At 56.1% G+C, this 24,761-nt stretch carries 18 protein-coding genes; 16 read left to right on the forward strand and 2 right to left on the reverse strand.

Going from position 1 to position 24,761, the window contains the following annotated elements:
• Window positions 1-230 precede the first annotated feature (230 nt).
• Window positions 231-842 carry a phosphatase PAP2 family protein gene (locus tag C1N60_RS07435; protein ID WP_021509320.1) on the reverse strand — a complete coding sequence of 204 codons (612 nt, stop codon included), beginning with the start codon at window positions 840-842 and terminating at the stop codon, window positions 231-233.
• A gap of 229 nt (window positions 843-1,071) precedes the next feature.
• On the opposite strand from C1N60_RS07435, the gene udk reads away from it, so the two are divergent.
• The 3 genes from udk (at window position 1,072) to asmA (ending at window position 4,270) form a co-directional block, all read left to right on the forward strand.
• Window positions 1,072-1,710, forward strand: coding sequence for a uridine kinase (gene udk, locus C1N60_RS07440; RefSeq protein WP_010615887.1), 639 nt, complete (start codon window positions 1,072-1,074; stop codon window positions 1,708-1,710).
• A 119-nt stretch (window positions 1,711-1,829) separates the two neighbouring features.
• Window positions 1,830-2,411, forward strand: coding sequence for a dCTP deaminase (gene dcd / locus C1N60_RS07445; RefSeq protein WP_021509321.1), 582 nt, complete (start codon window positions 1,830-1,832; stop codon window positions 2,409-2,411).
• Between the two features lie 59 nt (window positions 2,412-2,470).
• Complete coding sequence (gene asmA / locus C1N60_RS07450; RefSeq protein ID WP_058780353.1) at window positions 2,471-4,270, forward strand: outer membrane assembly protein AsmA; 1,800 nt, start codon at window positions 2,471-2,473, stop codon at window positions 4,268-4,270.
• A 118-nt stretch (window positions 4,271-4,388) separates the two neighbouring features.
• Here the strand turns inward: asmA and C1N60_RS07455 are convergent, their stop codons facing one another.
• Entirely contained in the window at window positions 4,389-5,957 is a 1,569-nt protein-coding gene (locus C1N60_RS07455) for a TerC family protein (protein WP_264442787.1), read from the reverse strand.
• A gap of 789 nt (window positions 5,958-6,746) precedes the next feature.
• On the opposite strand from C1N60_RS07455, the gene wbaP reads away from it, so the two are divergent.
• The 13 genes from wbaP (at window position 6,747) to galE (ending at window position 24,330) form a co-directional block, all read left to right on the forward strand.
• Window positions 6,747-8,180 carry an undecaprenyl-phosphate galactose phosphotransferase WbaP gene (gene wbaP / locus C1N60_RS07460; protein ID WP_058757291.1) on the forward strand — a complete coding sequence of 478 codons (1,434 nt, stop codon included), beginning with the start codon at window positions 6,747-6,749 and terminating at the stop codon, window positions 8,178-8,180.
• Window positions 8,181-8,479: 299 nt separating this feature from the next.
• Window positions 8,480-9,610: a polysaccharide export protein gene (locus tag C1N60_RS07465; protein ID WP_031280061.1), complete on the forward strand. Its 1,131-nt coding sequence runs from the start codon at window positions 8,480-8,482 to the stop codon at window positions 9,608-9,610.
• 9 nt (window positions 9,611-9,619) lie between these two features.
• On the forward strand, window positions 9,620-10,054 hold the full coding sequence (locus C1N60_RS07470; protein ID WP_021509326.1) for an arsenate reductase/protein-tyrosine-phosphatase family protein: 435 nt from the start codon (window positions 9,620-9,622) through the stop codon (window positions 10,052-10,054).
• 12 nt (window positions 10,055-10,066) lie between these two features.
• Window positions 10,067-12,244, forward strand: coding sequence for a tyrosine-protein kinase Wzc (gene wzc, locus C1N60_RS07475; RefSeq protein ID WP_021509327.1), 2,178 nt, complete (start codon window positions 10,067-10,069; stop codon window positions 12,242-12,244).
• A gap of 407 nt (window positions 12,245-12,651) precedes the next feature.
• Window positions 12,652-13,569: a glycosyltransferase family 2 protein gene (locus C1N60_RS07480; protein ID WP_058757292.1), complete on the forward strand. Its 918-nt coding sequence runs from the start codon at window positions 12,652-12,654 to the stop codon at window positions 13,567-13,569.
• A 70-nt stretch (window positions 13,570-13,639) separates the two neighbouring features.
• Window positions 13,640-14,392, forward strand: coding sequence for a glycosyltransferase family 2 protein (locus tag C1N60_RS07485; protein ID WP_058757293.1), 753 nt, complete (start codon window positions 13,640-13,642; stop codon window positions 14,390-14,392).
• Between the two features lie 159 nt (window positions 14,393-14,551).
• Window positions 14,552-15,586 (forward strand): glycosyltransferase, encoded by a 1,035-nt coding sequence (locus C1N60_RS07490; RefSeq protein ID WP_021509330.1) that lies wholly within the window; start codon window positions 14,552-14,554, stop codon window positions 15,584-15,586.
• A gap of 69 nt (window positions 15,587-15,655) precedes the next feature.
• Window positions 15,656-17,866 (forward strand): phage tailspike protein, encoded by a 2,211-nt coding sequence (locus C1N60_RS07495; RefSeq protein ID WP_104188463.1) that lies wholly within the window; start codon window positions 15,656-15,658, stop codon window positions 17,864-17,866.
• Window positions 17,867-18,105: 239 nt separating this feature from the next.
• A complete protein-coding gene (gene wcaK / locus C1N60_RS07500) occupies window positions 18,106-19,368 on the forward strand; it encodes a colanic acid biosynthesis pyruvyl transferase WcaK (RefSeq protein ID WP_058757295.1) in 1,263 nt (420 codons plus the stop codon).
• Window positions 19,369-19,371: 3 nt separating this feature from the next.
• Window positions 19,372-20,595, forward strand: a complete 1,224-nt coding sequence (locus C1N60_RS07505; RefSeq protein WP_215787590.1) for a glycosyltransferase — start codon at window positions 19,372-19,374, stop codon at window positions 20,593-20,595.
• On the forward strand, window positions 20,592-21,932 hold the full coding sequence (locus C1N60_RS07510; protein WP_021509334.1) for an MOP flippase family protein: 1,341 nt from the start codon (window positions 20,592-20,594) through the stop codon (window positions 21,930-21,932). Before C1N60_RS07505 ends, C1N60_RS07510 begins: the two co-directional genes overlap by 4 nt.
• Window positions 21,933-22,374: 442 nt before the next feature.
• Window positions 22,375-23,271 carry a UTP--glucose-1-phosphate uridylyltransferase GalF gene (galF, locus tag C1N60_RS07515; protein WP_021509335.1) on the forward strand — a complete coding sequence of 299 codons (897 nt, stop codon included), beginning with the start codon at window positions 22,375-22,377 and terminating at the stop codon, window positions 23,269-23,271.
• A 45-nt stretch (window positions 23,272-23,316) separates the two neighbouring features.
• Window positions 23,317-24,330, forward strand: a complete 1,014-nt coding sequence (gene galE, locus C1N60_RS07520) for a UDP-glucose 4-epimerase GalE (protein WP_058757297.1) — start codon at window positions 23,317-23,319, stop codon at window positions 24,328-24,330.
• Window positions 24,331-24,761: the final 431 nt, after the last annotated feature.

Consider the following 24,761-nt stretch of genomic DNA (forward strand, 5'->3'; position numbering starts at 1 on the left):
TGCATCCAGGTGCGCATGAATGCGCACCCGACAAAAACCGGTGAAATCTGCTGGCAGTATCGCGCCTGCTGGATCTGCAGTAATTCAGGTAAGGACACGACAAATTGCACAATTTTGTAGCGGCGCGATTTATCGCGCAATAAATTGCGCCGCTACCGTATGTGCAATCATTTGTGGAACGTGTTCAAAACGTAATGGACATACCTTACACCCTTTACCGCGCAACGCACTCAGCGAAACAAATCGGCGCGGGTGAAGGGCTTTTCCAGCCCGGCGAGGTCAGCGGAAAAACGCTCGAGGAACTGCTGGGTGGTGGCGACGCGGCCGTGGCCCATCAGCAACAGCGGAATCAGAAATGCCACTGCCACCTGCACCACGCTAAAACCCTTCAGCGCGGTGCGACGCTGGCTCAGCAGGAACGCGCTGCTCAGGGTAAAGCCCAGCATCAGTCCGGCCAGTACTTCACTTACCGAGTGCGCATGGATCACCAGGCGCGATAATCCCACCATCAGCGGAATCAGATAGCCGATACCGATGGTCAGGGCGCGCCAGAACGTAGGCCAGCGGCCGGAAATCAGCCACATCATCACCGGCCACAGCGTCGCTGACATCGCGCTATGGCCGCTGAAACCAGTAAAGTTGTAGCGCGCGCTGCCAATGCCGAAGCCGAGAAACATAATCTTCGAGATGCTGACCAGCAGGCCCGCCAGGCCAAACGCCAGCAGCCAGTACCAGACGGTGCGACGGTTATCGCTTTTCCACGGCAGCACCAGTGCGATGATCACCGCAGTGGGGATCAGCAACATACTGTCGCCGAAATAGGTCAGGGTTCTCCAGCTCATACTTTTCCTTGCAACGACTATCGGGCTCCCGCCAGTCACACGGCGGGCAGAGAAACAGTGTATCGATTAAGCCGCTGGCTGCAAAACGGGATAGTCTGAAAAGGCGGCGCGCCGGTTTTCACTGGCATCAACCCGGTGAAATCCCTATAATTGCCGCCAACTAACCCTCTCAATCGGCCTGTTTTTGTGCAGACAGAAACCGGCTCCAGTTATCAGGTCTTAAAAAAGTATGACTGACAAGTCTCATCAGTGCGTGATCGTTGGCATTGCAGGTGCATCCGCATCCGGAAAAAGTCTTATTGCCAGCACGCTCTATCGTGAAATCCGTGACCAGGTCGGTGACGAGCATATCGGTGTGATCCCCGAAGATGCCTACTATAAAGATCAAAGCCACCTCACCATGGAAGAGAGGGTGAAAACCAACTACGACCATCCGAGCGCGATGGACCACGATTTGCTGCTGCAACATCTGCGCGCGCTGAAGGCTGGCGAAGATATCGACCTGCCGGTTTACAGCTACGTTGAGCACACCCGCACCGACGAGTGTATTCACCTGAAGCCGAAGAAAGTGATTATTCTGGAAGGGATTCTGCTGCTGACCGATGCACGGCTGCGCCAGGAGCTTAACTTCTCGATCTTCGTTGATACCCCGCTGGATATCTGCCTGATGCGCCGTATGAAGCGCGACGTCAACGAGCGCGGGCGCTCGATGGACTCGGTGATGAGCCAGTACCAAAAGACCGTGCGCCCGATGTTCCTGCAGTTTATTGAGCCTTCCAAGCAGTATGCCGACATCATTGTGCCGCGCGGTGGTAAAAATCGCATCGCCATTGATATCCTCAAGGCCAAAATTAACCAGTATCTTTGACGACGCCCGTCCGGTTCAGCGGGACCGGAACGGGACACCGTGCGTCCGGATGGACGTGACGCGAACGGTTTGTCACAACCTGACCACCTTTCGCTACACTTAATCATGGAGTTGCTGCGATGAGATTATGCGATCGCGATATTGAAAGCTGGCTGGACAGCGGCAAGCTGGCCATCGATCCCCGTCCGCCGGTTGAGCGCATCAACGGTGCTACCGTGGATGTGCGCCTCGGTAACCAGTTCCGAACCTTTAGCGGCCACACCGCCCCATTTATAGATTTGAGTGGTCCAAAGCATGAAGTGAGCGCGGCGCTGGATCGCGTGATGAGCGATGAGATTGTGCTGCCGGAAGGCGAAGCGTTCTTTCTGCATCCGGGTGAACTGGCGCTGGCGGTGACGCTGGAATCCGTCACCATTCCCGACGATCTGGTGGGCTGGCTGGATGGCCGCTCGTCACTGGCGCGCCTCGGGCTGATGGTGCACGTTACCGCGCACCGTATCGATCCGGGCTGGCAGGGCCGTATCGTGCTGGAGTTTTACAACTCCGGTAAGCTGCCGCTGGCGCTGCGTCCCGGCATGCTGATTGGCGCACTGAGCTTTGAACCGCTGTCCGGGCCGGCGGCGCGTCCTTACAATCGCCGCGAAGACGCCAAATATCGCGGGCAGCAGGGCGCTGACGCCAGCCGTATTGATAAAGACTAACGTTTCTCCTGGAGTGATTTCGCGCCAGCGGCCTGAAATCTGACGGTGATGAGGATGCAATGAGAAGACTGATAACCACGCTGGCCATCCTGTTAGTGGTGGTCGTAGCGGGCATGACGGCACTGGTGTTGCTGGTCAATCCCAACGACTTTCGTACCTATATGGTACAGCAGGTAAAACAGCGCAGTGGTTATCAGCTTGAAGTGAGCGGCGACCTGCGCTGGCACGTCTGGCCGCAGCTCAGCATTCTGGCGGGCCGCATGAGCCTGACCGCGCCCGGCGCCAGCCAGCCGATGGTCACCGCCGATAATATGCGCCTGGACGTCAATCTGTGGCCGCTGCTGTCGCATCAGTTGAGCGTCAGCCAGGTGATGCTGAAAAACGCGATTATTCGCGCCACGCCGGACAGCGCGGTGCAGAAACCGCAGGGCGCGCCGATTGAGCCGGGCGACAGTGAACCGGCCATCGCCGCCAGCAACGGCTGGACCTTTAACATCAGTAAACTGCGCATCGCCGATAGCCTGCTCATCTGGCAGCAGCCGGGCGGTGACGAGTACAACTTCCGCGATCTCAACCTCAATCTGAATCAGGACGATAACCGGCAGGCCAGCGTTGAGCTGGCGACACGCGTGTCGCGCAATCAGCGCAATCTCAGCCTGAACCTGAAAGGGCAGATGGACGTGGCGCACTATCCGCACCGTATCAGCGGCCAGCTGGATGAACTGGAGTACACGCTGGACGGCGCTAACCTGCCGCCGCAGGGCATTAAAGGGACGCTGAGCGGGCAGGCGCAGTGGGATGGCGACCAGCAGCAGTTTGCGCTGAACAAGCTGCAGTTAACCGCGAACGACAGCGCCCTCGACGGCAGCGCTGAGGGCCGGCTGGCCCTGCCGCAGCAGCTCAACCTCGCGCTGCACGCGACCTCGCTCAATCTGGATAACCTGATGGCCAGCGCGCCCGCCAGCGATAACAGCACCACACAGCAGGCTAACGTGATGCGCACGCCGGTGATCGCTGAGCCGCGCGCGCACAATAACGCCGACTCGCCGCTCAACAGTATGGATTTACAGCTGACGCTTGACGCTGACAGCAGCGTGTGGCGCGGTCTGACGCTCAGCAATCTGCAAATTGACGCCCGCAATCAGCGCGGACTGCTGACGCTCAACAAGCTGCAGGGCAAATTTGGTGACGGCCACTTTTCCATTCCCGGCTCGGTGGATATCCGTCAGCCGGTCACGCAGGTGGCGTTTCAGCCGGAGCTGAGCAGCATTGCCATCGCGCCGCTGCTTAAAGCGCTGGAACTGCCGGCTTCGCTGCAGGGCACGGTCTCGCTCAAGGGCGACATCAGCGGTGCCGGGCTGAGCGTGGCGGAGGCGAAACAGAACTGGCAGGGCAATGCAGAACTGGAAGCCACTAATCTGCAGCTGGCGCAGCTGAATCTGCAGCAGATGGTGCGCCGCGCCGTGGCGCGCGTCAGCAATCGCGTCAGTAACGATCAGCCGGATGATCAGGGAATTGAACAGTTAAGCGGTCGCATCAGCCTGAAGCAGGGCAACGTCACGCTGCCGGATCTGCAGGGCGGCAGTAGCCGGCTGGCGCTGCAAACCCACGGCAACGTGGATGTGGTGAAGCAGCAGCTGGATGTCACCATTAATATGATTCTGCGCGGCTGGCAGGGCGACGACCGGCTGGCGAAAGTCCTCAACGGCCAGCCGATTCCGCTGCGCATGTACGGCAGCTGGGGCAATCTGCAGTATTCGCTGCCGGTGGATGACGTGGTGCGCCAGCAGTTACAGGGCGAAGCCAAAACGCGCCTCAATCAGTGGCTGGATAGCCAGAAGTCTGCACCGCGGCAATAAAACCCGATGCCGGTGCGCATGAATGCGCACCCTACAAAAAACCGATGCTTTCCGTGTAGGGTCGCCATTTATGGCGACCAGCTAAGCAACACGCGATAAATCACGCCCCGGCACCGGGTTAAATAGACGGTGCGGGCGCGACCGGCACAATCTCGACTTTTTGCACCCGATGGTTCTCCACCTGCAGGGTGCGCAGCAGATAATCCCCGACGCGCAACTCCTCACCTTCGGCCGGCACGTGCTGCAGGCTATCCATCAGCAATCCCGCCAGTGTATGGTAATTGCGCCTCTCGTCGAGCGGCAGCGCCACGTACAGCGCTAAATCTTCCAGCGGCATATGGCCGTTGGCGATCCAGCCGCCATGCTCTGCGGGCTGAATATCGTAACGGGCATCAATCTCTTCCCCTTCATTGGGCAGGTTGCCGGCGATGGTCTCCATCACGTCGCTCAGCGTTACCACGCCTTCCACCGAACCAAACTCATCCACCACAAAGGCAAAATGGGTGCGCGCATGGCGAAACTGCTCCAGCGCCTGCAGCAGGGTGACGCGCTCGGGAAACACCAGCGGCTGGCGAATCAGCGCACGCAAATCCAGCGATTTACTGTGCAGCGACTGATGCAGCAGATCGATCACATGCACCACGCCCAGCGGCTCGCGTCCCTGTTCGGTGATCAGCAGGCGCGTATGCTGGTTGCGGTCGAGTTTATCCATGATCGACTGCGGGTCTTCGCTCAGATCGATGTGCTCGACGTCATGGCGTGACGTCATGATGCTGTTGATCTGGCGCTGACCCAGACCCAGCACGCGCATTATCATGCGCCGCTCCTGACGATTAAACAGCGCTGCGCCCTGGTTATCGCTCAGCAGCGATGCCGTGTCGGCATCCAGATCGGCGCGCTGTGCTTCACCGCGCAGAATGCGCAGCACGGCTTCGGCGGTGCGCTGGCGCAGCGGTCGTCCGGCGGTAAGAAAACGGCGGCGATTAAACAGCGCCAGCTGGTTAAAGATCTCAATCACAATCGAGAAGCCAATGGCCGCGTACAGATAGCCTTTGGGGATGACGAAGCCGAAACCCTCTGCCACCAGACTAAAGCCGATCATCAGCAGAAAGCTCAGGCAGAGAATCACAATGGTAGGATGGCCGTTAACGAAGCGCGTCAGCGGCTTGCTGGCCAGCAGCATTAACAGTATGGCGATGGTCACGGCGATCATCATCACCGGCAGGTCGTTGACCATACCGACGGCGGTAATGACGGCATCAAGTGAAAAGATGGCGTCCAGCACCACGATTTGCGCCACCACTGGCCAGAATTTAGCACCGCTGTTATTTTGACCCGACTCCTCGTCGCTGCCCTCCAGCCGGGCGTTCAGTTCGGTGGTGGCTTTAAACAACAGGAAGATACCGCCGCCCAGCAGCAGCAGGTCGCGTGCGCTGAAGCTGTGCTGGAAGAGGGTGAACAGCGGTTGGGTCAGCGTAACCAGCCACGACAGCGACGCCAGCAGCACCAGCCGTGATACCAGCGCCAGCAGCAGGCCGAACACCCGCGCGCGGTCGCGCAGCGTCGGCGGCAGCTTCTCCACCAAAATGGCAATAAAAACCAGGTTATCAATACCCAGCACCAGCTCAAGAACGATTAGCGTGACTAATCCTGCCCAGAGCGACGGATCGATGATCCACTCCCACATACTTTCATCACCATAATGTCTAAAAATGAGCTTAGTCTGATGATAGTTAATCGTCAGACAGGGTACAAATACGCCCCGGCCGCGCGGATGTCGCGGGCTGGCGGCTTATTAGGATTAATCTTACCTTGTTCAGCCGGGAGATAAGTGAAAAGTATGGATAAACATCCTGTGTGGATGAAGACCACTATTTATTCTCATCCAGCGGCAAAAGCGTACATTTTTAATGCGACTAATCTGAAGGCGGGTATCGAATTATTCTGAATTTTGGCGTGAAATTGCCTGGCGGGGCTGGCATCAATACTTATGGCTGGTAGTCTTTTTCCTAAAATAGTGCAGGGAAGACGGGGCCTACTTGTAAACAAGCCAGTAATAACTAGTATAGCAACGTGTTAGTAAATGTCTGCGCCAATGTTGTTAATAGCGCGCTGTTTAGCTTCTTAATGTTGTGAATTGTGATCGTGCACGGGTTAAGGCGGGTATTTCCCGGCGTGGCGACAAAGCGCGGACAAAAAATAGGGTGTTGTAAGCGGTATTGGCAGCGACAGCCAAGGGCGGTAGCGTGCCTGACGTAGTTTTCACAGGTTAAGAATTGTCTGGCCTTGCGGCAAAAGGAAGTCAGACTAATCTGTTGGTATTTATCACAATTTTCTTGCTTAACTGGAAAGAGAATTGGCCTAAATGCCGGGGAGTTCGCCGCAGTTTGTCTCGCTGGTTTAGTTAGTGCATCGCTCATTAATTACTCAGGCTTAGGCGTTAGGGATTAAGGGAAATAAAATAAAAGAGTCAAATATGCGCGATAATGAATTTACATATAAAAGTCTTCTGACAAAAATTTTACTGGCGTGCTCGGATTTAATTTGTTTCAACGCGGCATTGTTTATTGCACTCGCGCTGATTAATTCGTTCGCCGATTCTCCACTGGCAGATATTTCTGAAAAAGACCTCAACTTAAAAATCGCCACCCATGTCTGTCTGTCCTTAATTTGTACAGGCTGGTTCTGGGTTCGCCTGCGTCATTATACCTATCGCAAACCCTTCTGGTTTGAGCTGAAAGAGATCTTTCGTACCATTCTCATTTTCTCTGTCATCGATTTGTCAATTTCAGCATTATCACAATGGCAGATGTCCCGTTTTGTCTGGGTATTAACGTGGATTTTAGCGCTGGTGTTGATTCCGTTGGCGCGCGCTATTTCCAAACGCGTACTGAATCATTTCGGTATGTGGAAAAAGCAAACCATTATTATTGGCAGCAACCGTAACGCGCAGGAAGCCTGGCAGGCGCTGCAGAGCGAAGAGGTGATGGGCTTTGATGTGATCGCCTTCTTCGACGTCGATGGCAGTTGCCCGCAGGCCAGCATCTCCGGTGTACCGGTGCTGCATAACGAGCAGGAGCTATGGCAGCTGACCAACAGCGAAACCCAGTTTATCGTTGCGGTTGAGTTTGAGCAGAGCCAGCACCGCGACCGCTGGCTGAAAATGCTGGCGATGCATAACTGTCGCTCGGTCTCGGTTATCCCGACGTTGCGCGGCGTACCGCTGTACGGCACCGATATGGCTTATATCTTCAGCCATGAAGTGATGATTCTGCGTGTGAATAACAACCTGGCGAAACGCACCTCGCGTGTCCTGAAGCGGGCATTCGATATCGTCGGCGCGCTCAGCATCATCATCGCGCTGTCACCTGCGCTGCTGGTACTCGGCTTCATGGTTGGCCGTGATGGCGGACCACCGATTTACGGTCACGAACGTGTGGGTCTCAATGGCCGCAAGTTCAAGTGCCTGAAGTTCCGCTCGATGGTAATTAACTCGAAAGAGGTGCTGGAAGAGGTGCTGCGCACCGACCCGGTAGCCCGCGCCGAGTGGGACAAAGATTTCAAACTGAAAAACGATCCACGTATTACCAAAGTCGGTCATTTCATCCGTAAAACCAGCCTGGATGAGCTGCCGCAGCTGTGGAACGTCGTGCGCGGTGACATGAGCCTCGTTGGCCCGCGCCCGGTGATTGAAGATGAACTCTGCCGTTATGCCGGTGATGTTGATTATTACCTGATGGCAAAGCCAGGCATGACGGGATTGTGGCAGGTCAGCGGTCGTAACGACGTTGACTATGAGACGCGCGTCTATTTCGATTCGTGGTATGTCAAAAACTGGTCGCTGTGGAATGACATCGCGATTCTGTTTAAGACGGTCGGCGTGGTACTCAAACGCGACGGCGCTTATTGATAGACAGCAAGGGCAGGGGACGAAATAACGTTCCCGCCTGATAACTGCCGGTGCTGGGAGTGTCTGTAACTGATAACTGCCATTATCGAGCCCGAACAGAGCGGGTTATTAAGCCGCTTAACGATAACCCACTTTAATTGAAGTCGTCTGCAACCAGGATGACAACATAAACCAGGGAGCTAATGATAATGAACCTCAGTTTCAGTGTTTAATTCCTTGCCTTTATTTTTGTTAGACGCTTACACAGCGGCGTTTTCGCCTCTATCAATCATTAACTGATAGCGAAGAACCAGATGATAATGAAAACTAAATTGATACCGTTACTGGTATCCGCGACTTTCCTCTCCGGGTGCACCATCGAACCAGGTTCGCACCTTTCCACTAGCGGAAAAGATGTCATTGAGCAACAGGATAGCAATTTTGACATCGACAAATACGTTAACGTCTTCCCTCTGACGCCGCGTCTGGTTGAACAGATGCGTCCGAAGCCGCTGGTTGCTCAGGCTAACCCGCTGCTGCAGAACGAGATTCAGAGCTATCAATACCGCGTTGGCATCGGCGACGTACTGAACGTCACCGTATGGGATCACCCTGAGCTGACCACGCCGGCCGGTCAGTACCGTAGCGCCAGCGACACCGGTAACTGGGTGCAGGCAGACGGTACCATCTTCTATCCGTACATCGGTAAAGTACGCGTTGCAGGCCGCACCGTGACGGAAATCCGCAGTGAAATCGCGCGTCGTCTGGCGCAGTTCATTGAAAGTCCGCAGGTGGATGTCAATGTGGCCGCGTTCCGTTCGCAGAAAGCCTACGTGACCGGTTCGGTCACCACCTCCGGCCAGCAGCCGATCACCAACGTGCCGCTGACCGTGCTGGATGCGGTGAACGCCGCGGGTGGCCTTGCTGCCGACGCCGACTGGCGCAACGTGGTGCTGACGCACAACGGCCGCGAGCAGCGCATTTCGCTGCAGGCGCTGATGCAAAACGGCGACCTGAGCCAGAACCATCTGCTCTATCCGGGCGATATCCTTTACGTACCGCGTAACGACGATCTGAAGATCTTCGTAATGGGCGAAGTGAAACAGCAGACCACGCTGAAGATGGACCGCAGCGGCATGACGCTGGCTGAAGCGCTGGGTAACGCACAGGGCATGGATCAAACCACCTCTGACGCCACCGGCGTATTCGTCATTCGTCCGATTCGCGGTGCTAACCGCACCAAGATCGCCAACATCTATCAGCTGAACACCAAAGATGCGGCGTCGATGGTGATGGGCACCGAATTCCAACTGGAGCCGTACGACATTGTCTACGTCACCGCAACACCAATCACCCGCTGGAACCGCGTGATTTCCGGACTGCTGCCGACCATCGTGGGTATCGACGATGCAAGCTCCGCAGCGCTGCGTTTCCGCAACTGGTCGGACTAAGGTTTTACCATGATTAAGTCAGTGTTAGTCGTCTGCGTCGGCAACATTTGCCGCTCCCCCACCGGGGAGCGTCTGTTTAAACGCGCACTTCCGCATACCCGTATCGCCTCTGCCGGTCTTGGCGCCCTGAAGGGCCATCCGGCGGATAAGACGGCCAGCGCCGTCGCCGCTGAACATGGCGTCTCGCTGGACGGTCATGAGGCTCAGCAGTTAACGGCCAGCATGTGCCGTGACTTTGACCTGATTCTGGTAATGGAGAAGCGCCACGTTGAGCAGGTGAATCGCATCGATCCGGCCGCGCGGGGTAAGACCATGCTGCTGGGCCACTGGCTTAACCAACAGGAAATTGCGGATCCGTACAAAAAAAGCCGTGAGGCCTTTGAAGAGGTTTACGGGTTACTGGAAAACGCTACCCAGAAATGGGTTAACGTACTAAGCCGATAGTTGGGAATATCCATGAATATCAAAAACAAGGTTATGACTGCGCCAAAAGAAGATTCGAATGGATGGGATCTGGCGCATCTTGTGGGACAGCTGATCGATCATCGCTGGATCATCGTGGCGGTCACCGCTTTCTTTATGCTGATGGCAACGCTCTACACACTGTTTGCTACGCCAATCTATAGCGCGGACGCTATGGTGCAGGTGGAGCAGAAAAACACCGCCTCGGTGCTGAACGAATTACAGGATGTGATTCCGACCACGCCAGCATCAGACACCGAGATTCAGATCATCGAATCCCGCATGGTGATTGGTAAAACCGTTAACGACCTCGGTCTGGACACGGTCATTCAGCAAAACTACTTCCCGGTGATTGGTAAAGGTCTGTCGCGCCTGATGGGCAACAAGCCGGCACAGATTGCCATTTCACGCCTGGAAATTCCGCGCAGCATCGACAAACGTACCGTTGAGCTGGAAGTCACCGGTCCGCAGACCTATACCGTGAGCAAAGACGGCGACGAGCTGTTCAAAGGCCGCGTCGGTCAGCTGGAGCAGCACGGCGACGTCACCATGCTGGTTAGCGGCATTCAGGCTGACGAAGGCACCAGCTTCAGCGTCACCAAGCTGAGCGACCTGCAGGCGATTAAAACTGTGCTGGGCGCGCTGACCGTCGCCGATAAAGGCAAAACCACCGGCGTGCTGGGCCTGGAGTTCCAGGATGAAGATCAGGAGCAGGCGAGCCGCGTGCTGAACCAGATCGTCAACAACTATCTGCTGCAGAACGTTGAGCGTAAGTCTGAGCAGGCGGAAAAGAGCCTCGAATTCCTGCGCACCCAGCTGCCTAACGTGCGTGCCAAGCTGGACGATGCGGAAGACAAGCTGAACACCTTCCGTCGTCAGAACGAGTCGGTGGACATGTCGCTGGAAGCCAAATCGGCGCTCGACTCGTCCGTTAGCGTCCAGAGCCAGCTGAACGAGCTGACCTTCCGTGAAGCCGAAGTTTCCCAGCTGTTCACCAAAGACCACCCGACGTACCGCGCGCTGCTGGAAAAACGCAAAACGCTGGAAGCGGAACAGGCGCAGCTGAACAAGAAAATCTCGGCCATGCCGCAGACCCAGCAGGAGATTCTGCGTCTGACGCGTGATGTGCAGGCCGGTCAGGAAATCTACATGCAGCTGCTGAACCGTCAGCAGGAACTGGGTATCAGCAAGGCCAGCACCGTGGGTGATGTGCGCATCATCGACCGTGCTGAAACCAGCACCAGCCCGGTAGCACCGAAGAAGCTGCTGATTATTGTTGCGGGCCTGATTGTTGGTCTGATGCTGTCGGTTGGTCTGGTGCTGCTAAAAGCGCTGTTCCACCACGGTATCGACAACCCGGAGCAGCTGGAAGAGCTGGGCATGAACGTCTATGCCAGCGTACCGCTCTCCGAGTGGCAGCGTAAGAAAGACACCGAAGCGCTGGCGCGACGCGGCAGCAAAGAGAAGTCGGATCCGCACAACACGCTGCTGGCGCTGGGTAACCCGACGGACCTCTCCATCGAAGCGATTCGTAGCCTGCGCACCAGCCTGCACTTCGCCATGATGGAAGCGAAAAACAACATCCTGATGATCACCGGTGCCAGCCCGGGTATTGGTAAAACCTTTATCTGTGCCAACCTGGCGACGCTGGTATCCAAAGCAGGTCAGCGCGTGCTGTTCATCGATGGTGATATGCGTCGCGGCTATACCCACGAGCTGCTGGGTGCGGATAACAAGACTGGCCTGTCTAACGTGCTGTCAGGCAAGAGCGAGTTCTCGCCGGCGATGATTCAGAAGGGCGTGTACGGTTTTGACTTCCTGCCGCGCGGTCAGGTGCCACCGAACCCGTCTGAGCTGCTGATGCATCGTCGCATGCAGGAGCTGCTGGACTGGGCGAGCAAGAACTATGACCTGGTGCTGATCGATACGCCGCCGATTCTGGCTGTGACCGACGCTTCCATCATCGGTAAGCTGGCCGGTACCTCGCTGATGGTGGCGCGTTTCGAAACTAACACCACTAAAGAGCTGGATGTCAGCTACAAGCGCTTCGCTCAGAACGGTATCGAGATTAAAGGCGTCATCCTCAACGCCGTGGTCCGTAAAGCGTCGAATGCCTATGGTTATGGCTACGACTATTACAACTACGAATACGGCAAAGAGAGCAAAAGCTAAGCACTATCGGGGGCGGATTTTCCGCCCCTTTTTATGACTAAAATGCGTTAGCGAGGTGCGCATAAATGCGCACCCTACGTGGACGGTGCAGGAGAATTGACCTCTCTGCTGGTGCGCATAAATGCACTGACGGTCAGAACCGTGCCCGAGGCTGTAGGGTCGCCATTCATGGCGACCGGCAAACCGCTTTCTCGAACATAACGCCATGCATGGCGACTAAATTTTTCGGTGCGTTTTGCACCATCCAACATACACACAGCACAATCTTAGGTATTTCCGTGACGGTACGAAAAGTCTTATTGAAAAAGAATACTAACGGCATGATTTTTCAGAACAAAGCCGATTCCTTTCTACAGGCCGCTCGCGTTACCGTTGAATCTGGAACAGCTGTTTAAGAGGTGCTGGCAATGCAGGACATCCGCTTCTCAATTGTAATTCCCGCTTATAACGCGTCGAAATCGATTGTCACGACGCTGGATTGCGTCAAAGCGCAAACCTATCGCAACTTTGAAGTCATCATCGTGGATGACAAATCCGCTGATGCCGCGGAACTGGCGCAGGTGGTGCGCGGCGAGCGCTATCAGGATCTGGACATCAAACTGGAGCTGTCTGAGGTCAAACTCAACGGTGCCGGCGCGCGCAACAAAGGTATTGAACTGGCGCAGGGCGACTTCATCAGCTTCCTCGATGCCGACGACGAGTGGCACGCGGACAAGCTGCTGGAAGTGTGCGATACCATCCGCAAGCTGGAAGCGCAGGGTAAATCGCGCTATGTCATCTTCAGCCAGGTCAATATTCATCAGGACGGCAGCTTTCTCAAAGTGATGCCGATGCAGCCGCCAGGGAAAAATGAGACCGTGGCAGAGTACCTGTTTGGCTGTTACGGCTTTATCCAGACCAGTACCATCGTGCTGAAGCGCGAAGATGCCGCCAGAATCCAGTTTGATGCGCGCTATATTCGCCATCAGGATTATGACTTCTGCATCCGCGCCGACCGCATGGGCTACGAATTTGTGATGATCGCCAAACCGCTGGCGACCTACCATCTGGTGACCAAATTTGGTTCCAAACACAAAGGCGAGTCGGTGAAGTACTCCTTCTTCTGGCTCGACACCATGAAGCCGCACCTGACGGCGCGCGATATCCATACCTACAAAGCGTTCAAGCTGCCTCTGCGCTACAAAATGGATGGCAATTCGCTGCTGGCCAGCGTCAGTTTTGCGCGCTACTTCTTCCTCACCAACCGTGATAACCGCGCCTACTTCATCAATCGCCTGGTCGATAAGCTGAAGTCGCGCTTCACGGGGCGAAGAGCGGTTTCCTGATCGATTTATGACTTTCACTTGCTCCCGCAGCGGGAGCATTTTTTCGGTTCCTGACACTCCGGGTATACAAATGACAAATCATGTTGGCACCATCGGTATCGTGATGCCGATGTACAACGCGCGCAACACCGTGCTGCGTGCGGTTGAGTCGATCGTGAATCAGACCTACAGCGACTGGCATCTCTACCTGGTCAATGATAAATCCACCGATGATTCACTCGCTTTTGTGCGCGAGCACTGCCAGGACGCGCGCATCACTATCCTCAGCAACGAGGTCAACCTCGGCGCGGCGGAAACGCGCAACGTGGGTCTGCGCGCGGCCAAAGAGGAGATCATTGCGTTTCTCGACAGCGATGACGAATGGCACGCGGAGAAACTGGCCGAGCAGGCCGCGGCGCTGGCCGCCGGTGACGACTTCGTGATCACCCATTATCACTACAAAACCAAAACCGCCGATCACGACATCAACTACCACAAACCTTATCTGCAGCAGGAAAACTTCGTGAAGAAGCAGTATCGCGTCTGCTTCTCCTCGGTGTGTTTCCGTCGTCCGCCACAGGGCATCTTCTTCCAGCGTAAAGGCCATGAAGACTTCCTGTTCCTCTATGAGCTGTTCCTCCGTTACAAACAAGCCCGGGTGATTCAGAAGACGCTGGTCAACTACTACGAGCTGGGCGATTCGCTGTCGCGTAACAAAAATAAAGCGGCGAAATGGCACCTCGAATTATTAAGAATTATCTATAAAAACAATCCTTTAAAAATCTATTACTATTACGGCTGGTATATGGTGAATGGGGTTCTTTTCACCCTTAAGCATCGCTAATAACCGTCTTACTTTGAGCTGCAGCGGCGTTGGCTGCGCGTGCCCACCACAGTCACTTACCTGAGTAAGCTCCTGCGGATGGTCCCGCTTGCCGCCTTGCTGCAACTCAAACTACTCGGTTATTGAAATCGCCATTTGTTTGAGGTGGAAAGCATTTTCATGAAAAAGATTGTTTTAGTTATTAAGGATGCCTACTCCTACGCAGGCACGGAGAACATCTGCAACTTCATGTCGGAGTGCCTCGGTGAGGAGCATGCCGTCACCATTTACTCGCTGGAAGGGCACGGCAAAACCTTTTACCCGTTTGAGCGGGTGAAAGAGATTGTCAGCTTCGAAGGCCACAGCAACCCGATTAAAAGTGCCGTGGCGCGCATCCATCAGGAGGGCTTCGACAGCGTATTCCTGATCAGTATGGGGCGCCTGAGCGTGATGTTTGCCTTCTGGAACCTGATGGCAATGAAGAAAAAAACCTTCAAAGCCTACGCCTGCGAGCACATCGCCATCAACTCGTTCAGCAAGCCGATCAAACTGCTGAAGTGGCTGCTGCTGCGCTACTACGACCAGGTGATCGTGCTGACTGACAAAGACCATCAGGTCTTCACCCGCTGGCATATCCCCAGCCAGCAAATTCCTAACCCGGTGGTGTACAAATCCTGGCAGCGCGAGACGCGCAGCCGTCAGGCGCTGGCGGTAGGCCGCCTCGATAATCAGAAGGGCTTTGACCTGCTGCTGGATATCTGGGCCGACTTCAGCAAAAAACACCCGGAGTGGAAACTGGTGATCGCCGGTGACGGCGAACTGCGCCAGCAGCTGCACGATCAGGCCGCGGCGCTGGGCATCACCGGCAGCGTTAACTTTGTCGGCAAAGTCAGCAATATCAATGATTACTACCGCGACAGCGACATGGCGCTGATGACCTCACGTTATGAAGGACTGCCGCTGGTACTGCTGGAAGCCAAATCCTGGTCGCTGCCGGTGGTGGCCTATGACTGTCCGACCGGACCGCAGGAGATCATCAATCACGGCGAAGATGGCTTCCTGGTGCCAATGAACGACAAAGCCACTTTCCTGGCGCGCATGGAGCAGCTGGCCAGCGACGATCGCCTGTTCTTTGCCATGAGCGAAAAGACCAAAGAGACGGCGCTGAAGTTTGACGGTAATCAGATCAAACAGAGCTGGCTGGCGCTGGTGTAACCACTTTTATCGTGCCTCGGGGATACCTTTTCGGCCGCCATGCGGCCCCATGACCACGGGATTGTTAGCATGAAAAGAAGAGAAGTCTTGCAAACTGCAGCCTCCTCCATTGTTGCCGCGCTGTCGGTGAGCGCGTTTTCCAGTTACGCCGCCAAAAGTGGTCAGCCGGCGCTGAAAGCGGTTGATGCCTCCAGCGTCCCGCCGGGCGATGTGCCGATTCTGACGCCGGAAAACGTCTATACCATGCCACCGCAGTTCTGGCAGAACTTTGAAGGCAAACTGTGGATTGGCGCAGCAGGCAAAGATGCCAGCCAGGCCGGCAACCAGATTCCGGTGTATCTGCGCGACGCCAGCGGTAAGGTGTCCCAGGTGAGCCAGCCAATTGCGCTCAACAAAGGCAACTTTGCCCAGTTTATTCACGATAATGCCGCGTTAATCGCCAATCCCGCGCACTCGATGGTGGTGGAAGATAATCAGGGCAATACGCTGTTTTCCATCAGCGACGTGTCGCGCCCGAACGCCAGCAACTTCAGCCAGCGCCTGGCGCAGCCGAACGGCTACCAGCTGATCGGCGAAATTCCGTCGGTGGAAGAGCTGCGTAAAACCCGACCGCTTTTTGCCGGGGCGAAAATCAAGCTGAAAAGCTGGCACGAAGGGCTGGAAGTGGGCGGCGGCGAGTTCGTCGGCGTGTATGGCGAAGGCGAAGATGATGGCGGCGTGATTTTCAGCGGCAACGGATTCTACTGGCGCCGCGTGGTGGAAGATTTCAACCGTCTGACGCTGTTTGACTTCGGCGCCATCGCCGATGGCAAAACCGATACGGCACCGGCGATCAAAGCTATGTATCAGTGGTCGCTCAAGGCTAACCAGCAGATCTGCGTACAGTTTCCGGCAGGCACCTTCTTCGTGACCGGCTGTGACTTTGGCGATCAACAGCAGCGCTTCTTCCGCATTTCCGGCGCGATGGTTAACTTCGGCTATTTCCCGGCGACCACGCTGGTTTCTGACGGTCGTTCCGAATTCCTGTTCCAGGTGAATGCGCGCTGGACCGAAATCTCCAACCTGATCTTCAACGGTCAGAACGACAAGCGGCCAAACAAACAGGGGCTGTTCCGCAACACCTGTCCAGGCGGCCAGTTCTTCCGCGGTGCCTGCCTGCGCTTCAACCGCGTCGGTGGCACCTCGATCAGCCTGCTGGATACGCTGGATTGCAAAATCGACCAGTGGTACGCCGACACCTGTACCGGTGACGTGATCAAAGCCAGCTGGTCAGGACAGAAGCAGGGTGCGTGGGACCACAGTACGGCGATTGAGCTGTCGAACTTCAACGCCCAGCGCTGTACCGGCGGCATGGTACTTAACCTGCCGCGCTGCAGCCAGTCGATCATTCATAACGGCTGGATTGAGCACAGCGAGCACCCCGGCGATATCTCGAACGGCCAGTGGATCATTGATGCGCTGAGCCTGGAAGATTGCAAAAACCCGCTGAACGCGCGCAATTCCCGCCTCAACATGCGCCAGACCAATCTGCAGTCTGGCAGCTGGATCGATAACTCGCTGGAAGGCGAGCGCTGGCTGAATATCTGGGAGATGGGCTCAACGCGGGTAGAGTCTTACGGCGTGGCCATCGACGGCAGCCTGAAATACAACTACATCACGTCGCGTTTCCGTCTGACCAACAACACCAATCAGGCCACCTGGTTCGAGCTGGGTAATTTTTACTCGCCCACCGTGGGTGACAGCTGGGAGATCGAGCTGTTTGGTCAGTCGCAGTTCAGCAACGGCAGCGACAAACAGCCACTGCTCGACGTGATGGGCGGTAAACAGACCGGCGGTCGCGCGGTGATTCATCTGCAGCGCAAAACCAGCAAGGCGGAAGCCAGCTGGTCCGCGGAAGGCAGTTCGCCGGTGCTGGAGGTGCGCGTCGATGCACGCAGCGATACCGATAGCAAAGTGTTCGTCAAACTGGCGGGCTGGACGCCGACGGCGGTGGTGCTGATTAAGAGCACCGCCAAAGACCGGTTCCTCACCGGCCGCTGCGCGCGCGTTGATGCCACCATGGCGCAGGGCAGTCCGACCAGCGGCAGCCAGCCGGCCCCGCAGCGGTTTAGCCTGCACAACGGTAAAGCCGGCATCGGCGGTAATGAGCAGGGCGATTTGCTGCTGGCGTCGCGCGCGCTCAAGGCCGAAGAGGTGGATACGCGCCAGCCGAAGGGGTTTGTTTCAGTGGTGATCAACGGCGAGCAGGTGGCGCTGCCGTATTTCGCGCTGAAGTCATGAGGGTCAGCGGCGGTCGCCATGAATGGCGACCCTACATCCGTGCACTTCTCATCATCGCGCACAGGACTTGTAGGGTGCGCATTTATGCGCACCGCTAAACAGGTAACGCATTTACGTCACAACAGGCAGTCGTTAATTTCGGGCCGCTGGCCCATTAGCAGTTTTTTCTTACAGAGTTCACTTAGCCAGTATGGAACTGGCGGCTTGTAAAAAATTACAAAAATTTATCTGGAGTTTTTATGAAGATTTTATTGGTGGGTAACCATACCTGTGGAAATCGTGGGGATGGCGCGATTTTACGTGGACTGATTGATTCATTGCAGGCCGCGCGTGGGGATCTGGATATCGATGTCATCAGCCGCTATCCAACCAGCTCCGGATATTTACTGCAGCAGCACATCCAGCAGGATTCGCTGTTTCTGCACAACAGTAAGGCGCCAAAAGGGCTGGTCAGCAGCCTGAAGCGCAAAGTCGCCAACCGTCTGATGCCGGACATCATGATGGCGCACCTCGGCAAAGGCGGCGTGTATAAATCCTTCTCGGTGCCGCCGCATCTGGCGGAATTCACCCGCAGCCTGGCGAAATATGATGCCATCATTCAGGTCGGCGGCTCGTTCTTCGTCGATCTGTACGGCGTCACCCAGTTCGATCACGCGCTGTGCGCGCTGATGGCGAAGAAGCCGCTGCACATGATTGGTCACTCGGTGGGCCCGTTCGAAAACCCGCGCGTCAATGCGCTGGCAAACTTTGTTTTTGACCGCGTCGACAGCCTGGTGCTGCGCGAAGAGGTCAGCCTCGATCGCCTGAAGCAGGATGGCGTGACCACCAGCCGGGTGAAGAAGGGCGTGGACACCGCGTTCCTGGTGCAGGCGCGCGAGGTGGAAAATCCGAGCCACAACCTGCTGCACTGGCAGAACATCATTCAGTCGCGCAAAACCATCGCTATCACCGTGCGTGAGCTGGCACCGTTCGACAAACGTCTTGGCGTCACGCAGAAAGAGTACGAAGCCGCGTTTGGCCGGGTGATCAACGCCATGATCGCCGAAGGTTATCAGGTGGTGGCGTTCTCCACCTGTACCGGCATCGACAGCTATGCCAAAGATGACCGTATGGTGGCGCTGACGCTGCGCGACCACGTTGAGCAGCCGGAGCACTACCATGTGATCATGGACGAGTTCAATGACCTGGAGCTCGGCATCCTGCTCAGCCACTGCCATCTCACCATCGGCACGCGCCTGCACTCGGCAATCATCTCTATGAACTTTGGCACGCCAGCCGTGGCCATCAACTACGAGCACAAATCACTCGGCGTGATGAACCAGCTGGGTTTGCCGCAGATGGCCACCGACGTGCAGAGCCTGATGGACGGCTCGCTGATCGACAAAGTGCAGACGGTGCTGGCGGACTACGACAACGTGAAGCAAAAAGTGAACACCGCGGTGGCGCAGGAGCGTGAAATCGGCAACCGCATCACCGAAGAAATTCTCAACGTCCTGGGGTAAGTGATGAAGCTAACCTTTTTCACCATGCGTTTTCCGGTTGCCTCTGAGACGTTTGTCCTCAATCAGGTGACGCATTTCATCGATGCCGGCTATGACGTCGAGATCATCTCGGTGTTTCCGGGCGACATGATCAACCGTCATGCCGCGTTCGATGAGTACAATCTGGCGGCGAAAACCCACTATCTGCTGCCGGAAGAGAAGGTATCAAACCTCGACAAACTGACCCAGCGCATCGGGCTGATGCTGCCGAAAATCGCCAAACCGGCGCTGCTGAAGTCGCTTAACGTTGGCCGCTACGGTGCGCAGGCGAAAAAACTGCTGCTGCCGGCCATTGTCGCAAATGCCCGGCAGACCTTTACCGCCGATGTGTTCCTGGTGCACTTCGGCTATGCCGGTGCGCTGGCGAATAAACTGCGCGAGCTGGGAGTGCTGAAGGGCAAGCAGGCGACGGTGTTCCACGGCGCGGACATCTCGCGTCGTCACATTCTTGAAGAGCACAAACAGGATTACATCAACCTGTTCAGACAGAGCGAACTGATGCTGCCGATCAGCCATCTGTGGGAGAACAAGCTGATTGAGATGGGCTGTCCGCGCGAGAAAGTGCACGTCACGCGTATGGGCATCGAGCCGGAGAAGTTTAACTTCCAGCCGCGTGAAGCATTCCACAAACCGCTGCGCATCGTTTCGGTGGCGCGCCTGACCGAGAAAAAAGGGCTGGACGTGGCGGTCAAAGCCAGTGAAATCCTGCGTGATAACGGTGGCCAGTTCCAGTTCACCATCATCGGTAACGGCGAGCAGGACGGCATGATGCGCGAGCACATCGCACGTGCCGGCCTGGAAGACATGGTGACCATGCCGGGCTTCAAGCCGCAGGAGGAGATTCGTCAGGCGCTGAGCGAGGCCGACATCTTCCTGCTACCGTCGAAAACCGCCGCCGATGGCGATATGGAGGGCATTCCGGTGGCGCTGATGGAAGCGATGGCGGTCGGCTTACCGGTGGTGTCCACCTACCACAGCGGCATCCCGGAGCTGATTCAGAATAACGTCAGCGGCTGGCTGGTATCGGAAAATGATGCCGACGAGCTGGCGGACACGCTGCTGCGCCTGTCGCGCGGTGACGTTGACGTTGCGCCGGTGGTGGCCGCAGCGCGCCATAAAGTGGAAACCGAGTTCAATCAGCACATCGCTTACGGTGAGCTGGCGAAAATTCTGGAGCGCATGGTGTGAGTGGATTAAAAAAACAGGCGGTGTGGCTGTTTGGCAGCACCTGCTTTGCCGCGCTGCTGCAGGTGCTGCAGCTGGCGGTGCTGGCGCGCAAGCTGGAAGCGCACGAGCTGGGTTTGCTGGCGATCATCAACGCCATTCTGGCGGTGGCTACCGTGCTGCAGGACATGGGCATGAGCAGCTACATCGTGCATCGTCAGGAGATTACACGTCGTGAGCAGAGCACCATTTACTGGGTTAACGTCTCGCTGAGCTTCTGTACCGGTCTGATCATGCTGGCCATCGCCTGGCCGGTGGCGTGGTTCTATCATCTGCCGGAGCTGACGGCGCTGATTATGCTCACCAGCCTCAACTTCCTCGTGCTCGGCCACCTGTCGCAGTATCAGGCACACTATGTGAAAACCAAACGCATGGTGACGCTGGCGAAGATTGAGATGGGCACCAAGCTGTTTGCCTTCCTGTGTACGGTGGCGATGCTCTATTTCACCTCGCTGACGGTGGCGGCGGCGATTCTCGGGCTGTTCATCAACGCCTTCACGCGCATTCTCTGCATGATCTACTTTGGCGAGAAGTCGTGGCGGCCAACGTGGGAGTTCGACGGCAAAACCTTTGTCAGCGCGGTGCGTTACGGTATCTATCAGCTGGGTTCGCAGACCATTAACCAGCTGCGTACTCAGGCTGATGCGCTGATCGTCGGTAAAGTGATGGGTGCCGAGATGCTGGGAATTTACTCACTGGCGAAAGAGCTGATTCTGCAGCCGCTGAAGCTGGTGTCGCCGGTGATTAACCGCCTGGCGCTGCCGCGCTTCGCCGAGAAGCAGCACGATCCCGAGCAGCTGAAAAAACTGTTCCTTAAGGGCACCTTCGTCATCATGCTGTTCAGCAGCGCGATGTACCTGGCGATTGGTATTCTGTCTCCGGTGATTGTGCGTGTGCTATATGGCGCTTCGCACGAGCAGGTGTATCACCTGATCCCGCTGATGCTGCTGTTCGGTATGCTGCGCCCGATGGGCGGCCTGACCGGCGCGATCTCCCAGGCGAACGGACGCACTAACGTCGAGTTCTACTGGAATATCGTCGCCAGCCTGGTGGTGGTAGTGGTGCTGGCCACTACGTGGATCTGGCCGAACGTGATTTATGTGGCGCTGACGCTGTCGATTTCACAGGTGCTGATCTCCGCCTTCGCGCATCCGTTCTTCATCAAACCGGTGATTGGCATCCGCTTTATGCCGTATGCGCGCCAGTGGGTGTCGGTGTCGGTGGTGTTTGTCGGCCTGATGCTGCTGGTGAATCATTTCAACCTGTTCGTGATGCCCGAGTGGTTTGAGGGCTGGCTGTAAGCGGTGATGACGGGAGTGGTCGTTGGCAACGGCGACCGCCCGGCATCATCAGATGTGATCGGTGACTGACGTGCAACCGCCGGTGCGCATCAATGCGCACCCTACAAAAACCTGCTGTGATCCCGTAGGGGCGCCATTCATGGCGACCTTTCAAAAATACGCTTCCATCTTCGCCCCAATGATGTTTCCGCAACGCCGGTCTGAACGCTCAACAATCACTGGCCTCACCGGTCATTGCTCAGCACTCTGCCTTCCACTGTTTTTCAGCCATTTAGCCGCTTTTTTTTCCCGCCTGATTACCGGGTGGCAGATGGACTTTTTGACGATTTTTTATGTGTTGACAGAGAGTTAGTGCCAGTTTTTCAGATAAAGATTATACTTGCTCAACCGGCCGATCCTGCATAATCGACCCCACGTATTCACTTCATGAAATGGAATAAATATGACCAAGCTTAAAGCAGTAATCCCGGTTGCGGGTCTCGGTATGCATATGCTCCCTGCGACTAAAGCCATTCCGAAAGAGATGCTGCCTATCGTCGATAAACCAATGATTCAGTATATTGTCGACGAGTGCGTGGCGGCGGGCATCAAGGAGATTGTGCTGGTCACCCATGCTTCCAAAAATGCAGTGGAAAACCACTTCGATACCACCTACGAGCTGGAAGCGCTGCTTGAAGCGCGCGTTAAACGCCAGCTGCTGAGCGAAGTGCAGTCAATCTGTCCGCCGGGCGTGACTATCATGAACGTGCGTCAGGCGAACCCGCTGGGTCTTGGCCACTCGGTACTGTGTGCCCGTCCGATGATTGGCGACAACCCATTTGTGGTGGTCCTGCCAGACGTGCTGCTGGATGACTCCACCGCTGACCACCTGCGTTACAACCTTGCCGCGATGGTGGCACGCTTCGAAGAGACCGGCCGCAGCCAGGTTCTGGCGAAACACATGCCGGGCGAAGACCTGTCTGAATATGGCGTGCTGACCACCGAGCAGCCGCTGGATAACCCGGGCGATATCAGCACCATCACCAACTTCGTGGAAAAACCTGAGCATCCGTCCGAGCTGAACTCAGACCTGACCGCCGTGGGCCGTTACGTGCTTTCTGCGGATATCTGGGGTGAACTGGAGCGCACTGAGCCAGGCGCCTGGGGCCGTATCCAGCTGACCGATGCAATCGCCTCCCTGAGCCAGAAAAAACCGGTTGATGCTCAGCTGCTGACCGGCACCAGCTTCGACTGCGGCCGTAAACTCGGCTACATGCAGGCCTTCGTCTCGTACGGTCTGCGCAACAACACCCAGGGCCGCGATTTCCGCGAAGCAATCCAAAAAATTCTGGCAAAATAATCTCTTTCCCCGCCGCGCAGGTTGCGCGGTTTTAAAGGAGTACACATGGCTATTTTGGTAACGGGCGGAGCAGGGTACATCGGCTCCCATACGGTGCTGGCGCTGTTAGAGCGCGGCGACGACGTTGTAGTCCTGGATAACCTTTGCAATGCCTCGCGCGAAGCAATCAATCGCGTTGAGAAGCTGGCCGGTAAGAAAGCGGTATTCGTTGAAGGCGACATCCGCGACCGCGCCTGCCTGCGCGATCTGTTTGCCAGCAATGACATCTCGGCCGTCATCCACTTCGCCGCGCTGAAAGCGGTAGGCGAATCCACGCGCATGCCGCTGGAATATTACGAGAACAATGTCGCCGGGACCGTGGTGCTGCTGGAAGAGATGCGCGCCGCCGGCGTGTGGAACTTTATCTTTAGCTCATCCGCCACCGTGTATGGCGCTGACGCACCGGTTCCGTACGTCGAAACGACGCCTATTGGTGGCACCACCAGTCCGTACGGCACCTCCAAGCTGATGATTGAGTTCGTGATGCGCGACTTCGCCAAAGCCGAGCCGAACTTCAAAGCCATCGCGCTGCGCTACTTCAACCCGGTCGGCGCGCACGAATCCGGTGAGATTGGCGAAGACCCAACCGGTATTCCGAACAACCTGCTGCCGTACATTGCGCAGGTGGCGATTGGGCGTCTGGACAAGCTGGGCGTGTTTGGCGATGACTACGCGACGCCAGATGGCACCTGCCAGCGCGACTACATTCACGTCGTCGACCTGGCGGAAGGGCACCTGAAAGCGCTGGATCACCTGCCAAAAGTTGAAGGTTACAAAGCTTACAACCTCGGCGGCGGCAAAGGCTTCTCAGTGCTGGAGATGATCAAGGCGTTTGAGCAGGCGTCCGGTAAACAGATTCCGTTCGAGTTTAAACCGCGCCGCGACGGCGATCTGCCCGCGTTCTGGGCGGATGCCAGCCTGGCCAACAAAGAGCTCGACTGGCGCGTCACGCGCGGTATCGATGCGATGATGCGCGATACCTGGAACTGGCAGTCGAAGAACCCGAATGGGTTTAAGTGATTAAGCAGGTAATGAGTAAAAACCCGGCATATGCCGGGTTTTTTTATGCGCAAATAATTTACTTTGATGTTTTTTTGGTCAGGTATTCATTTGCGGGATGCAGAAAAATCCTAATCAGCGCCAGGCCAATGCATCAAGTTCACAACTCATCATATTGATTTAGTGAAACCTCGCTGCAGCCTTTCATTCTGCGAATCGGCGACTATATTCTTTCAGACTCAGTAGCTTGGCGATAAACGCACCGGTGAAAGAAAATTAAGATTCGTCGCGCTGGCATCAGACAATAACCATGTTAATTCGGCAGCACAAAATGTATTATTTGTGATGGTCTCAGACAAAGCGGTTGATGCTGCAATATTGACCATAATTAGCCGAGACGGAAAGCACAGGATTGACTTGTTACACAGCATATTGGTTGCTGCAAGCCAAGG

The organism is Pantoea sp. SGAir0184, from assembly GCF_043544755.1.